Below are 14,688 nucleotides of genomic sequence, written 5' to 3'. Positions count from 1 at the left end.
AACTGCGATCTTTTGATCCGCCAACAAAAAGGCCAACGCAATGCGTTGGCCTTTTTTATGCAACCCTGATCAGAAATCCAGGTTGGAAACCGCCAGCGCATTGCTCTCGATGAAGTCCCGGCGAGGTTCGACCGCATCACCCATCAGGGTGTTGAAGATCTGGTCTGCGCCGATGGCGTCTTCGATGGTGACTTTCAGCATGCGACGCACGCTTGGGTCCATGGTGGTTTCCCACAGCTGATCCGGGTTCATTTCGCCCAGACCTTTGTATCGCTGGATGGTGTGGCGCTTGGTGCTTTCGGCCATCAGCCAGTCCAGGGCTTCCTTGAACTCGGTGACGGCTTTCTTGCGCTCGCCACGCTGGATGTACGCGCCTTCGTCGAGCAGGGTGCTCAGTTGCGCGCCAAGCGTAACAACGGTTTTGTAATCGTTGCTGCCGAAGAAGTCGCGGTTGAAGGTGACGTAGTTCGACAGGCCGTGGGAGATCAGTTCGACCTCTGGCAGCCATACACCACGTTCACGGTCTTCGCGAAGGCTGGCCTTGTAGACCAGACCCGACTTCTCGTTGGTGCGCAGGCGCACTTCGTACTGGGCCAGCCACTCTTGCATCGCCGCGTGGTCGCCAAGCTTTTCAAGGCTGACGGCTGGCAGGTAGATGAAGTGTTCGGTCAGTTCCTGCGGGTACAGGCGCGACAGACGCTTGAGGGTCTTCATCACCATGCGGAAGTCGTTCACCAGACGTTCCAGCGCTTCACCGGAAATGCCCGGAGCGTCTTCGTTCAGGTGCAGGCTCGCATCTTCCAGGGCCGACTGCGTCATGTACTCTTCCATGGCGTCGTCGTCTTTGATGTATTGCTCTTGCTTGCCTTTCTTGACCTTGTACAGCGGCGGCTGGGCGATGTAGATGTAGCCGCGCTCGATCAGCTCCGGCAACTGACGGAAGAAGAAGGTCAGCAGCAGGGTACGGATGTGCGAACCGTCAACGTCAGCATCGGTCATGATGATGATGTTGTGATAACGCAGCTTGTCGATGTTGTACTCTTCGCGGCCGATGCCGCAACCCAGCGCGGTGATCAGCGTGCCCACTTCCTGGGACGAGATCATCTTGTCGAAACGGGCTTTCTCGACGTTGAGGATCTTGCCCTTCAACGGCAGGATCGCCTGGGTCTTGCGGTTACGTCCCTGCTTGGCAGAGCCGCCCGCGGAGTCACCTTCCACCAGGTACAGTTCGGACAGCGCCGGGTCTTTTTCCTGGCAGTCAGCGAGCTTGCCCGGCAGGCCGGCGATGTCCAGCGCGCCTTTGCGGCGGGTCATCTCACGGGCCTTGCGCGCGGCTTCACGGGCACGGGCGGCGTCGATCATCTTGCCGACGACCAGCTTGGCTTCGTTGGGGTTTTCCAGGAGGAAGTCGGAGAAGTACTTGCCCATCTCCTGTTCCACTGCGGTCTTCACTTCGGAAGACACCAGCTTGTCTTTAGTCTGGGAGCTGAACTTCGGATCCGGCACCTTCACCGAAATGATCGCAGTCAGGCCTTCGCGGGCATCGTCACCGGTGGTGGCGACCTTGTGCTTCTTCGCCAGACCTTCCTGCTCGATGTAATTATTCAGGTTACGCGTCAGCGCCGAACGGAAGCCCACCAGGTGGGTGCCGCCGTCGCGCTGCGGAATGTTGTTGGTGAAGCACAACAGGTTCTCGTTGAAGCTGTCGTTCCACTGCAGGGCGATTTCCACGCCGATGCCGTCTTCGCGCTGGATGTTGAAGTGGAACACCTGATTGACCGCAGTCTTGTTGGTGTTCAGGTATTCAACGAACGCACGCAGGCCGCCTTCGTATTTGAACAGCTCTTCCTTGCCGCTGCGTTCGTCCTTGAGGACGATGCCGACACCGGAATTGAGGAAGGACAGTTCACGAATTCGCTTGGCGAGGATGTCCCAGCTGAAGTGAATGTTCTTGAAGGTCTCGCTGGAAGCCTTGAAGTGAATCTGCGTACCGGTGGTCTCGCTGTCGCCAACGATGGCCATCGGTGCCTGAGGCACGCCGTGGACGTAGGTCTGTTCCCAGATCTTGCCGCTGCGGCGAACGGTCAGTACCAGCTGTTCCGACAATGCGTTCACTACCGACACACCTACACCGTGCAGACCGCCGGAAACCTTGTAGGAGTTGTCGTCGAACTTACCGCCCGCGTGGAGGACGGTCATGATGACCTCGGCGGCAGAAACGCCTTCCTCTTTGTGCACGTCTACCGGGATGCCACGACCGTTGTCTTTAACGGTGATGGACTCGTCCGGGTGGATGATGATGCTGATGTCGTCGCAATGGCCGGCGAGGGCTTCGTCGATCGAGTTGTCGACCACCTCGAACACCATATGGTGCAGACCGCTGCCATCATCGGTGTCACCAATGTACATACCGGGACGTTTGCGTACGGCATCCAGGCCTTTCAGCACTTTAATGCTCGTTGAGTCGTACGTATTTTCTTCGCTCAATGCCTTCACTCCCGATGGTCGTGGGTCTGGGTGATACGGCCCTGTTCCACGTGGAACAGAGCGACTGGCGTTTCCGTCTGCCAGCCTTCCCTCAATAATTCGTGATCTACACAGGTGATGAAAACCTGGCAGCGTAAGTCTTCCAGCAAGCGGCACAGCGCGCGGCGGTGACCCTCGTCCAGCTCGGACGGCAAGTCATCCACCAGATAAATACACTGACCGCGGCGGGCCTGGCTGACCAGATGCCCTTGGGCAATCCGCAGTGCACAGACCACCAACTTTTGCTGACCCCGCGACAAGATGTCCGCGGCGTTGTGTGCGCCCAATCTGAGACGCAAATCAGCCCGTTGCGGTCCGGCCTGGGTATGGCCCATTTGCTGATCCCGTTGCACGGAACCGGCGAGTACGGCGCTCAATTCCCGGTCTTTGTCCCAGCCTCGGTAATAGCTGAGCGTCAAACCCTCGAGCTCAACCAGTTCGCTCAAGGTCTGTTCGAAGACCGGTTTCAAGGCTGTGATGTAAGCGCGGCGGTATTCATCGATTTCAGCGCTGGCCTGGCACAGTTCCCTGTCCCAAACCGCTTGCGAAACGGCGTCAAGTGTACCATGCCGCAGCCAGGAGTTTCTCTGGCGCAAGGCCTTCTGCAAACGCTGCCAGGTCGCCATGAAACGCGGTTCGACGTGGAACACACCCCAGTCGAGAAACTGCCGGCGAATCTTCGGCGCACCTTCCAGCAGACGGAAGCTGTCCGGGTTGATCAACTGCAGCGGCAGGATCTCCGCCAGTTGCGCAGCGCTACGGGCATTCTGTCCGTCGATGCGGATCTGGAATTCGCCCTGACGGTCGCGGGAAATCCCCAGCGCGCTATGCCCGCCCTCAGCCAGTTCAACCTGGCCGAATACGGTGCAGGCCAATTGTTCGTACTGGATGACCGGCAACAGCCGCGTGCTACGAAACGAACGGGCAAGCCCCAGCAGGTGTATGGCTTCCAGAACACTGGTTTTGCCGCTGCCGTTGGCGCCGTAAAGAATATTGATGCGGGGAGAGGGGGAGAAGGTCACCGGGTGCAGATTGCGCACCGCGGTGACCGAAACACGACTTAAGGACATCCAGATTCAGCTGATTACAGACGCATCGGCATGACAACGTAAGCCGAGTCGTCATTGTCGGACTCTTGCACCAGCGCACTGCTGTTGGAGTCGGACAGGATCAGGCGAACCTGCTCGGTGGTCATCACGCCCAGCACGTCGAGCAGGTAGCTGACGTTGAAGCCGATTTCCAGGGAGCCGCCGTTGTATTCAACGCCCACTTCTTCTTCCGCTTCTTCCTGCTCCGGGTTGTTGGCCTGGATTTTCAACTGACCGCTGGCCAGTTGCAGACGGATGCCGCGGTACTTCTCGTTAGACAGGATCGCGGTGCGGCTGAACGCTTCGCGCAGCGCCTGACGATCGCCCAGCACCAGCTTGTCGCCGCCCTTCGGCAGTACGCGCTCGTAATCCGGGAATTTGCCGTCGACCAGTTTCGAGGTGAAGGTGAATTCACCCGTGGTCGCGCGGATGTGGTGCTGACCCAGGACAATGCTGACATTGCCGTCCGGTTCGGTGAGCAGACGCGCCAGTTCGAGGATACCCTTGCGTGGCACGATGACCTGGTGGCGATCCGGCTGACCGATATCGGCCTGCATCGAGCACATGGCGAGACGGTGACCGTCGGTGGCTACAGCGCGGATGATGCCGGCGGAAACCTCCAGCAACATGCCGTTGAGGTAATAACGCACGTCCTGCTGGGCCATGGCGAAACTGGTGCGCTCGATCAGGCGGCGCAGCTTGCTCTGCTCCAGGCTGCAGGTCAGCGAACCCGGGCCTTCCTCGACAGTCGGGAAATCGTTGGCCGGCAAGGTCGACAGAGTGAAACGACTGCGACCGGCCTTCACCACCAGCTTCTGCTCGTCGACCTTGATATCGATCAGCGCATCGTTGGGCAGGCTTTTGCAGATGTCCATCAGCTTGCGTGCAGGCACGGTGATGGAGCCTGTTTCAGCCGGCTCTTCAAGTTGCACACGACCGACCAGTTCGACTTCAAGGTCGGTACCGGTCAGCGACAGTTGCTGGCCTTCGACAACCAGCAGCACGTTGGAGAGTACCGGCAAGGTCTGTCGGCGCTCGACAACGCCTGCGACCAGTTGCAGGGGTTTCAACAGGGCTTCGCGTTGAATGGTGAAATGCATGGTCTAGTCCCTTGCCTTAATAAGCTGCGCTGGTGTTCATCAAGTGGTCAGTGTACGCAGCAGGTTCTTGTAGTCCTCGCGGATGTCCGCGTCGGATTCCTTAAGTTCGTTGATCTTGCGGCAGGCGTGCAACACGGTGGTGTGATCGCGGCCGCCAAACACATCGCCGATTTCCGGCAGGCTGTGGTTGGTCAGCTCCTTGGACAAGGCCATGGCCACCTGACGCGGACGAGCCACCGAGCGCGAACGGCGCTTGGACAGCAGGTCGGAGATCTTGATTTTGTAGTATTCGGCGACCGTGCGCTGAATGTTATCCACAGAGACCAGCTTGTCTTGCAACGCCAGCAGGTCTTTCAGCGATTCGCGAATCAACTCGATGGTGATGTCGCGCCCCATGAAGTGCGAGTGGGCAATCACGCGTTTCAGCGCGCCTTCCAGCTCACGGACATTGGAACGAATACGCTGGGCAATGAAAAATGCAGCGTCGTGGGGCAGCTCGACTTTGGCCTGGTCGGCCTTTTTCATCAGGATCGCCACACGGGTTTCCAGCTCTGGCGGCTCGACGGCCACCGTCAGCCCCCAGCCGAACCGGGACTTGAGGCGCTCTTCAAGGCCTTCGATTTCTTTCGGGTAGCGGTCACTGGTAAGAATGACTTGCTGACCGCCTTCAAGCAAAGCGTTGAAGGTGTGGAAAAACTCTTCCTGCGAGCGCTCTTTGCGGGCGAAGAACTGAATATCGTCGATCAGCAAGGCGTCCACCGAACGGTAGAAGCGCTTGAACTCGTTGATCGCATTCAGTTGCAGCGCCTTGACCATGTCAGCGACGAAACGCTCGGAATGCAGGTACACGACCTTGGCATTCGGGTTCTTCTTTAATAGATGGTTACCCACCGCATGCATCAAGTGGGTCTTACCCAGGCCGACGCCACCATAAAGGAAGAGTGGGTTGTAGCCGTGCTTGGGGTTGTCCGCCACTTGCCAGGCCGCTGCACGGGCGAGCTGGTTGGATTTACCCTCGACGAAATTTTCAAAGGTAAACGTGCGGTTCAGGTAGCTGGTGTGCTTGAGCGCGCCTTCCACCTGGACCGTGCGCTGTTCAGCGCGGACCGGGGCCTGTTGCGAAGCGGCGCCGGACATGGGGTCGAAACTGTCGCGAGACGGTTCATCGCTGACTTCGGGGCTTTTCTGCGTCGAGCGCTTGGCGGCCGGGGCTGGCGTCTGAGCTGGCGCCGGAGCGCTTACCGGCGCGGCATTGGCCTGAGCCTGGGACACCTGCGCGGCAGCCAGCGGCGCATTCGGCGCGGCACGCGGAGCGGAACTGCGTTTGCTGCCTATTAATAAGGAGAGCGCCGGCGCCATGCCGTTGCCATGCTCATCCAGCAGTTCAAGGACGCGCCCCAGGTACTTTTCATTGACCCAGTCGAGCACAAAACGGTTCGGTGCGTAGACGCGCAACTCGTCGCCTTCGGCTTCGACCTGTAGTGGACGGATCCAGGTGTTGAATTGTTGGGCAGGCAGCTCCTCGCGCAAAAGCTCCACGCACTGCTGCCAAAGTTCCACTGACACGGATATCCCCTAAGTTGAAAGCCGGTGAGGCAAAAACAAGCGGCCATTGTAGCGGCGAGCGGTTCACTTATCCACATGCAGGTTGCCCGCCGACCATGATTTATCAATGCCTTAAGTGATGTAAAAGCGACCAACGGTGTGTGCATAAGGTCTGTGGATAACCCCGACTGAGCTCACTGGACAACTGGGGGTTGAACTCGGTGGATAACCTGCCTGTGGATAAACAGCCATTCCACGCACAGCTTATCCGACAGCGCAGCACAGGCTTGTCACCGCTTACCACGGTAGTTGTCATTCTCTGTACACCTTGTATTCAAAGGCCTGATGGTACTTATCCACAGAGGAAGGCGGGTCTAGCTTTTATAAGCTTTACAGAAAAGCTTTAAATAATTCCCTTCTTTATTTTTATGTATACCGGGCAGGTGTTCTGGCAAAGACGAGCCTCGGATCTATTTATAAGGAAACGCTGGTTGGAAATTGACCTGAAGGCTTGCTTTCTCTAGAATCCCCGGTCTCTTAAAACGGGGGCCATTCCGGCCCGTTGTGGACGAACCAGGTAACACGACATGAAACGTACTTTCCAACCAAGCACTATCAAACGCGCTCGTACCCACGGTTTCCGTGCTCGCATGGCTACCAAGAACGGCCGCGCAGTTCTGTCGCGTCGTCGCGCCAAAGGTCGTGCGCGTCTGGCAGTTTGATAATCCGGTACTGGAGGTGAGTCAGGACTTCAGTCGGGAAAAGCGTCTGCTTACTCCCCGGCATTTCAAGGCAGTCTTTGACTCCCCTACCGGCAAGGTTCCGGGGAAAAATCTCCTGCTCCTTGCACGCAACAACGATCTTGATCACCCCCGTCTCGGGCTGGTTATCGGGAAAAAGAGCGTAAAGCTCTCCGTTGAGCGCAATCGCCTCAAACGTCTGATGCGCGAATCGTTCCGTCTGCACCAGGATTCACTGGTCGGCTGGGATATCGTTATCGTCGCGCGCAAAGGTTTGGGTGATGTAGAAAACCCCGAATTGATTCAGCATTTCGGCAAACTCTGGAAGCGTCTGGCACGCAGCAAGCCCGTTCCGGCAGTCAAAACCGAAACTGTAGGGGTAGACAGTACCGATGCGTAAACTGGCCCTCGTTCCGATCCAGTTTTATCGTTATGCCATTAGTCCTTTAATGGCCAGCCACTGTCGTTTCTACCCCAGTTGTTCCTGCTACGCGTATGAAGCCATTGAAAATCATGGCCTTCTGCGCGGTGGCTGGCTGACCTTTCGTCGTTTAGGTCGCTGTCATCCGTGGAATCCCGGTGGTTATGACCCGGTTCCACCTATCCCTACCTCCCGTTCTTCTTCGATGGCCGAGTAATCATGGATATCAAACGCACGATCCTGATCGTCGCCCTGGCAATCGTGTCCTACGTCATGGTTCTTAAATGGAACCAGGACTATGGCCAGGCTGCCCTGCCGACTCAGAATGTTGCTTCCAGTACGACTACATCCGGTTTGCCGGACACCGCCACAGGCACTAATGCTGCTGCCAGTGACGATATTCCGCGTGCCGCCAGCGATACCAGCGCACCTGCCGAAACGCCGGTCGCCGCCAGCAAGGATCTGATCCAGATCAAGACCGACGTGCTCGATCTGGCGATCGATCCACAAGGTGGCGACGTTGCCCAACTGACTCTGCCGCTGTATCCGCGTCGTCAGGATCGTCCTGATGTGCCGTTCCAGCTGTTCGATAACGGTGGCGAGCGTGTTTATCTGGCACAAAGCGGTCTGATCGGCACCAACGGCCCGGATGCAAACCCGGCCGGTCGTCCGGTTTACTCCTCGGAAAAGAAGACTTATCAACTGGCTGACGGTCAGGACCAACTGGTCGTTGACCTGAAATTCAGCAAGGACGGCGTCAACTACATCAAGCGTTTCACGCTGAAACGCGGCCTGTACGACGTAGCCGTTTCCTACATTGTGGATAACCAGAGCGCTCAGCCCTGGAACGGCGCAATGTTTGCCCAGTTGAAGCGCGACGCCAGCGCTGATCCTTCGTCGACTACGGCGACCGGTACCGCGACTTACCTGGGCGCTGCCCTGTGGACAAGTTCGGAGCCGTACAAGAAAGTCTCCATGAAGGACATGGACAAGGCGCAGCTCAAGGAAACCGTCACCGGTGGTTGGGTGGCCTGGCTGCAACACTACTTCGTGACCGCGTGGATTCCGGCGAAGGGCGAGAACAATATCGTCCAGACCCGTAAGGACAGCAAAGGCAACTACATCATCGGTTACACCGGTCCGACGTTGACCGCTGCTCCGGGTGCCAAGGTTGAAACCAGCGCTGTGCTGTACGCCGGCCCGAAAAGCCAGGCCGTGCTGAAAGAGTTGTCCCCAGGTCTGGAACTGACCGTCGACTACGGCATACTGTGGTTCATTGCCCAGCCAATCTTTTGGTTGCTGCAACACATCCACGCCATTGTCGGTAACTGGGGCTGGTCGATCATCTTCCTGACCATGCTGATCAAAGGGATCTTCTTCCCGCTGTCGGCCGCCAGCTACAAATCGATGGCGCGCATGCGTGCCGTGGCGCCGAAACTGGCTGCACTGAAAGAGCAACATGGCGATGACCGGCAGAAAATGTCGCAAGCCATGATGGAGCTGTACAAGAAAGAGAAGATCAACCCGCTGGGCGGCTGCTTGCCGATCCTGGTGCAGATGCCGGTTTTCCTTTCGCTGTACTGGGTGCTGCTGGAAAGCGTGGAAATGCGCCAGGCGCCGTTCATGCTGTGGATCACTGACCTGTCGATCAAGGATCCGTTCTTCATTCTGCCGATCATCATGGGCGCAACCATGTTTATCCAGCAGCAGCTGAACCCGACACCTCCGGATCCGATGCAGGCGAAGGTCATGAAAATGATGCCAATCATCTTCACCTTCTTCTTCCTGTGGTTCCCGGCCGGTCTGGTGCTGTACTGGGTGGTGAACAACTGCCTGTCGATTGCACAGCAGTGGTACATCACGCGTAAGATCGAAGCGGCGACGAAGAAAGCCGAGGCGTAACTTGCACTGTGGATAACACCACTCAAAACGCCCCCTAGTGGGGCGTTTTGCTATCTGCCACTTTTGTCTGGATTCCGGTTTATGAGCACACCTCGTGAAACCATTGCCGCTGTCGCCACCGCCCAAGGTCGCGGCGGTGTGGGCATCGTCCGTATTTCCGGGCCGTTGGCCAGCGTGGCGGCGAAAGCCATCAGCGGCCGCGAACTTAAACCGCGTTACGCACATTACGGTCCATTTTTCAGTGATGGTCAGCAGGTGCTTGATGAAGGTCTGGCCCTATATTTCCCCGGGCCGAACTCGTTCACCGGCGAAGACGTGCTGGAACTGCAGGGCCATGGCGGTCCGATCGTTCTGGACATGCTGCTCAAGCGCTGCCTGGAACTGGGCTGTCGTTTGGCGCGGCCGGGGGAATTCAGCGAGCGGGCGTTCCTCAATGACAAACTCGATCTGGCTCAGGCCGAGGCGATTGCTGATTTGATCGAGGCCAGTTCTGCCCAGGCTGCGCGTAACGCTTTGCGTTCATTGCAGGGCGCGTTTTCCCAGCGTGTGCATAACCTGACCGAACAGCTGATCGGCCTGCGTATTTACGTCGAGGCCGCCATCGACTTCCCGGAAGAGGAAATCGACTTTCTCGCCGATGGCCATGTTCTGAGCATGCTCGACAAGGTGCGTGACGAGTTATCCACAGTCCTCCGCGAAGCCGGGCAGGGTGCCTTGTTGCGCGACGGCATGACCGTGGTCATTGCCGGCCGGCCGAACGCCGGCAAATCGAGTCTGCTCAATGCCCTGGCGGGTCGCGAAGCAGCGATCGTGACCGAAATCGCCGGCACGACCCGGGATATCCTGCGCGAACATATCCACATCGATGGTATGCCGCTGCACGTTGTCGACACCGCAGGCCTTCGTGATACCGACGATCATGTGGAAAAGATCGGCGTCGAGCGCGCATTGAAGGCTATCGGTGAAGCGGACCGCGTTTTGTTGGTCGTCGATGCAACCGCACCGGAAGCGCTGGATCCGTTTGCACTTTGGCCAGAATTTCTGGAAACCCGACCAGATCCGGCAAAAGTTACCCTGATCCGCAACAAAGCGGACCTGACGGGTGAAGCGATTACCCTGGATACCAGTGAGGATGGCCATGTGACGATCAGTCTCAGCGCCAAGTCCGCCGAAGGACTGGACCTGTTGCGAGACCATCTCAAGGCCTGCATGGGTTACGAGCAGACCTCAGAGAGCAGCTTCAGCGCACGCCGTCGGCATCTCGAAGCGTTGCGCCACGCCAGTGCGGCGCTGGAACACGGCCGTGCGCAGCTGACCCTGGCAGGCGCGGGAGAACTGCTGGCCGAGGACTTGCGCCAGGCTCAGCATTCCCTGGGGGAAATCACTGGCGCGTTTAGCTCTGATGATCTGTTGGGAAGGATCTTTTCCAGCTTCTGCATCGGCAAATAGTCCCTTCGCTACTCCCGGCAGGTCCGCTCGCGACCTGCCATCTCCCCTCTCAGCATTATTTTCGCTCGCTGTTTGTCTGACTTTTCGGTCCCGACAAGGATTTTCTGCGTCCGCGATTCGCCTTTTCAGTCAATATCTGTGGATTAAGCCCTGTGAATAACTGCCGCTAAGGTCGGTTGATAACAGGGCCTGAAAACTGGATATAAACCCCTCTGTGGATAACAACCTCTTTCATCCACAGGCTTACACCGGTTATCCAAGCCCCTCACTGGCACATGGTCACAGGGTTTTGAATCTCTGTACACATTGAATAATAAGGCCTGCGGCGATCTATCCACAGAAAGGTTGCCCAGTAAGAGTAAACATAAAAACAAAGGTTTTATAAATTTCTCTCTTTTTTATTCTTTTAATCTCGAGTTCTCCACAGCTGGTTAAATTTTGTGCAAAGGGTTCTTTAGGAAGGGCGAAGTCCCTATACTTATCGACCAGGTCCAGAAACCTGATCTCAAACTAATTCCTGAATGACCTACATAAGCAGGCACGAGGTGCGTGGTGGATTTCCCTTCCCGTTTTGAAGTGATCGTCATCGGCGGCGGTCATGCCGGTACCGAGGCAGCACTGGCCTCAGCACGTATGGGGGCAAAAACCCTGTTGCTGACGCATAACGTGGAAACCCTCGGTGCAATGAGTTGCAACCCGGCCATTGGTGGCATTGGCAAAAGCCATCTGGTCAAGGAAATCGACGCCCTCGGCGGCGCGATGGCCATGGCCACCGATAAGGGCGGCATCCAGTTTCGCGTGTTGAACAGCCGCAAAGGCCCTGCCGTACGGGCGACCCGTGCGCAAGCCGACCGGATTTTGTACAAAGCCGCTGTCCGCGAAATCCTCGAAAACCAGCCGAACCTGTGGATATTTCAACAGGCTGCTGATGACTTGATCGTTGAGCAGGATCAGGTGCGCGGCGTTGTCACCCAAATGGGTCTGCGGTTCTTCGCCGATTCCGTGGTGTTGACCACCGGCACGTTCCTCGGTGGACTTATCCACATCGGTTTGCAGAATTTCTCCGGCGGCCGCGCTGGTGATCCGCCATCCATCGCTCTGGCCCACCGTCTGCGTGAGTTGCCATTGCGGGTAGGCCGCTTGAAAACCGGTACGCCGCCGCGCATCGACGGCAAGTCTGTGGATTTCTCGGTGATGACCGAGCAACCTGGCGATACGCCGATCCCGGTGATGTCGTTCATGGGCAACAAGGAACAGCATCCGCGGCAAGTCAGTTGCTGGATCACGCATACCAACGCTCGCACCCACGAAATCATCGCGGCGAACCTCGACCGTTCGCCGATGTACTCGGCTGCCGGTGAAATCGAAGGCGTCGGCCCGCGTTATTGCCCGTCGATCGAAGACAAGATCCACCGCTTTGCCGACAAGGAAAGCCATCAGGTGTTCATCGAGCCGGAAGGTCTGACTACCCATGAGCTGTATCCGAACGGGATATCCACAAGCTTGCCGTTCGACGTGCAATTGCAGATCGTGCAATCGATCCGCGGCATGGAAAACGCGCACATCGTGCGTCCGGGTTATGCGATCGAGTACGATTATTTCGATCCGCGCGATCTGAAGTACAGCCTCGAAACCAAAGTCATCGCCGGTCTGTTCTTCGCCGGGCAGATCAACGGCACCACCGGTTACGAAGAAGCCGGCGCCCAGGGTTTGCTCGCGGGGGCCAATGCCGCGTTGCGCGCCAAAGGCAAGGAAGCCTGGTGCCCGCGCCGCGATGAGGCGTACATCGGTGTGTTGGTCGACGACCTGATCACCCTCGGTACCCAAGAGCCGTACCGCATGTTCACGTCCCGCGCCGAGTACCGCCTGATCCTGCGTGAGGACAACGCCGACCTGCGTCTGACCGAAAAAGGTCGCGAGCTCGGCCTGGTCGATGACGCGCGTTGGGCGGCCTTCTGCAAGAAGCGCGAGAGCATCGAGCTCGAAGAACAGCGTCTGAAAAGCACTTGGGTTCGTCCGGGCACGCCGCAGGGCGAAGCGATTGCGGCAAAATTCGGCACACCGCTGACCCACGAATACAACCTGCTCAATCTCTTGAGTCGTCCGGAAATCGACTACGCTGGTCTGGTCGAAGTGACCGGGCAGGGCGCAGAGGATCCACAGGTCGCCGAGCAGGTCGAGATCAAGACCAAATACGCCGGTTACATCGACCGTCAGCAGGACGAAATCGCCCGTCTGCGCGCCAGCGAAGACACGAAACTGCCTGTGGATATCGATTACACCAACATTTCCGGTCTCTCCAAGGAGATCCAGAGCAAGCTCGGTGCAACGCGTCCAGAGACGCTGGGCCAGGCTTCGCGGATTCCGGGTGTAACCCCGGCGGCGATTTCGCTGCTGATGATTCATTTGAAAAAACGCGGCGCGGGCCGTCAGTTGGAGCAAAGCGCTTGAGTTCTAAGGTCACTTCGCAGCACGCCGAAGAGTTATCCACAGGAGCCCGCGCGCTCGGTGTCAATCTGACGGAAACCCAGCATGAATTGCTGCTGGGTTACCTGGCCCTGTTGATCAAATGGAACCAGGCCTACAACCTGACCGCCGTGCGCGATCCGGATGAAATGGTTTCTCGTCACTTGCTCGACAGCCTCAGCGTGATGTCGTTTATCGAAAACGGCCGTTGGCTCGATGTCGGCAGTGGCGGCGGCATGCCCGGTATCCCGCTGGCGATCCTGTATCCGGACTCGCAAGTGACCTGTCTGGACAGTAACGGCAAGAAAACCCGCTTCCTGACTCAGGTCAAACTCGAACTGAACCTGGATAACCTCCAGGTTATCCACAGTCGTGTCGAAGCGTTCCAGCCTGATCAGCCGTTCAACGGGATCATTTCCCGGGCGTTCAGCAGCATGGAAAACTTCACCCACTGGACGCGTCACTTGGGCGATGCCAATACACGCTGGCTGGCAATGAAGGGCGTTCATCCGGCCGATGAGCTGGTAGCATTGCCGGCAGACTTCAAACTCGATAGCGAACACGCCCTGGCCGTACCCGGTTGCCAAGGCCAACGCCATCTGCTGATACTGCGCCGCACGGCATGATTGGGAACACAAGCAAGAATGGCTAAGGTATTCGCGATAGCGAACCAGAAGGGTGGTGTGGGCAAGACCACCACCTGCATCAACCTCGCAGCATCCCTGGTCGCTACCAAGCGCCGGGTGCTGTTGATCGATCTCGATCCACAGGGCAACGCCACCATGGGTAGCGGTGTGGATAAACACGGCCTGGAAAACTCGGTCTACGACCTGCTGATCGGCGAATGCGATCTGGCCCAGGCCATGCACTACTCCGAGCATGGCGGTTATCAGTTGCTGCCGGCCAACCGCGACCTGACGGCGGCCGAAGTGGTGCTGCTGGAAATGCAGATGAAGGAAAGCCGCCTGCGCAGTGCCCTGGCGCCGATCCGTGATAATTACGATTACATCCTGATCGACTGCCCGCCGTCGCTGTCGATGCTCACGCTCAACGCACTGGTTGCCGCTGACGGGGTGATTATCCCCATGCAGTGCGAATACTTTGCGCTCGAAGGGTTGAGCGACCTTGTGGATAACATCAAACGCATCGCCGAGCTGCTGAACCCAAACCTGAAGGTCGAAGGTTTGCTGCGCACCATGTACGACCCGCGCCTGAGCCTGATGAACGACGTCTCGGCGCAGCTCAAGGAACACTTTGGCGAGCAGCTCTACGACACGGTGATCCCGCGCAACATCCGCCTGGCCGAAGCGCCAAGCTACGGCATGCCGGCGCTGGCCTACGACAAGCAATCGCGCGGCGCGCTGGCCTATCTGGCGTTGGCGGGTGAGATGGTTCGCCGTCAGCGCAAAAATTCACGCACCGCCGCCGCTCAGGCAATTTAAGGAATCCCC

The 14,688-nt window shown here is 57.8% G+C and carries 12 protein-coding genes; 8 read left to right on the top strand and 4 right to left on the bottom strand.

Translation table 11 applies throughout. The annotated features are described in order from the left end of the window. Window positions 1–69 precede the first annotated feature (69 nt). The 4 genes from gyrB to dnaA are packed head-to-tail and all read right to left on the bottom strand — an operon-like array spanning window position 70 to window position 6,280. Window positions 70–2,487 (bottom strand): DNA topoisomerase (ATP-hydrolyzing) subunit B, encoded by a 2,418-nt coding sequence (gene gyrB / locus HU765_RS02075; protein ID WP_186618848.1) that lies wholly within the window; start codon window positions 2,485–2,487, stop codon window positions 70–72. A 5-nt stretch (window positions 2,488–2,492) separates the two neighbouring features. Next, entirely contained in the window at window positions 2,493–3,596 is a 1,104-nt protein-coding gene (gene recF, locus HU765_RS02070; RefSeq protein ID WP_186618847.1) for a DNA replication/repair protein RecF, read from the bottom strand. 14 nt (window positions 3,597–3,610) lie between these two features. After that, window positions 3,611–4,714, bottom strand: a complete 1,104-nt coding sequence (gene dnaN, locus HU765_RS02065; RefSeq protein WP_186546224.1) for a DNA polymerase III subunit beta — start codon at window positions 4,712–4,714, stop codon at window positions 3,611–3,613. Between the two features lie 39 nt (window positions 4,715–4,753). Then, window positions 4,754–6,280 (bottom strand): chromosomal replication initiator protein DnaA, encoded by a 1,527-nt coding sequence (gene dnaA, locus HU765_RS02060; RefSeq protein WP_186618846.1) that lies wholly within the window; start codon window positions 6,278–6,280, stop codon window positions 4,754–4,756. A gap of 566 nt (window positions 6,281–6,846) precedes the next feature. Between dnaA and rpmH the strand changes: the two genes are divergently transcribed. From rpmH to HU765_RS02020, 8 genes are all read left to right on the top strand, one after another. Continuing rightward, entirely contained in the window at window positions 6,847–6,981 is a 135-nt protein-coding gene (gene rpmH / locus HU765_RS02055) for a 50S ribosomal protein L34 (protein WP_003213577.1), read from the top strand. 16 nt (window positions 6,982–6,997) lie between these two features. Further along, window positions 6,998–7,399 (top strand): ribonuclease P protein component, encoded by a 402-nt coding sequence (rnpA, locus tag HU765_RS02050; RefSeq protein ID WP_217844315.1) that lies wholly within the window; start codon window positions 6,998–7,000, stop codon window positions 7,397–7,399. Then, window positions 7,392–7,637, top strand: a complete 246-nt coding sequence (gene yidD / locus HU765_RS02045) for a membrane protein insertion efficiency factor YidD (protein WP_010465488.1) — start codon at window positions 7,392–7,394, stop codon at window positions 7,635–7,637. The genes rnpA and yidD overlap by 8 nt, the downstream gene beginning before the upstream one ends. A 2-nt stretch (window positions 7,638–7,639) precedes the next feature. Beyond that, window positions 7,640–9,322, top strand: a complete 1,683-nt coding sequence (yidC, locus tag HU765_RS02040) for a membrane protein insertase YidC (RefSeq protein ID WP_093096467.1) — start codon at window positions 7,640–7,642, stop codon at window positions 9,320–9,322. A gap of 81 nt (window positions 9,323–9,403) precedes the next feature. Next, the gene (gene mnmE, locus HU765_RS02035) at window positions 9,404–10,771 is read left to right on the top strand and encodes a tRNA uridine-5-carboxymethylaminomethyl(34) synthesis GTPase MnmE (RefSeq protein WP_186618845.1); all 1,368 of its coding nucleotides are present in this window, start codon (window positions 9,404–9,406) and stop codon (window positions 10,769–10,771) included. Window positions 10,772–11,323: 552 nt separating this feature from the next. Further along, on the top strand, window positions 11,324–13,222 hold the full coding sequence (mnmG, locus tag HU765_RS02030; RefSeq protein WP_186618844.1) for a tRNA uridine-5-carboxymethylaminomethyl(34) synthesis enzyme MnmG: 1,899 nt from the start codon (window positions 11,324–11,326) through the stop codon (window positions 13,220–13,222). Further along, the gene (rsmG, locus tag HU765_RS02025; RefSeq protein WP_186618843.1) at window positions 13,219–13,863 is read left to right on the top strand and encodes a 16S rRNA (guanine(527)-N(7))-methyltransferase RsmG; all 645 of its coding nucleotides are present in this window, start codon (window positions 13,219–13,221) and stop codon (window positions 13,861–13,863) included. The genes mnmG and rsmG overlap by 4 nt, the downstream gene beginning before the upstream one ends. An 18-nt stretch (window positions 13,864–13,881) precedes the next feature. After that, window positions 13,882–14,679: a ParA family protein gene (locus tag HU765_RS02020; RefSeq protein WP_186546219.1), complete on the top strand. Its 798-nt coding sequence runs from the start codon at window positions 13,882–13,884 to the stop codon at window positions 14,677–14,679. Window positions 14,680–14,688 lie beyond the last annotated feature (9 nt).

The sequence above is a fragment of the Pseudomonas sp. SWRI81 genome (assembly GCF_014268545.1).
GTDB lineage: Bacteria > Pseudomonadota > Gammaproteobacteria > Pseudomonadales > Pseudomonadaceae > Aquipseudomonas > Aquipseudomonas hamedanensis.
This window is presented reverse-complemented; position numbering and strand designations above follow the sequence as displayed.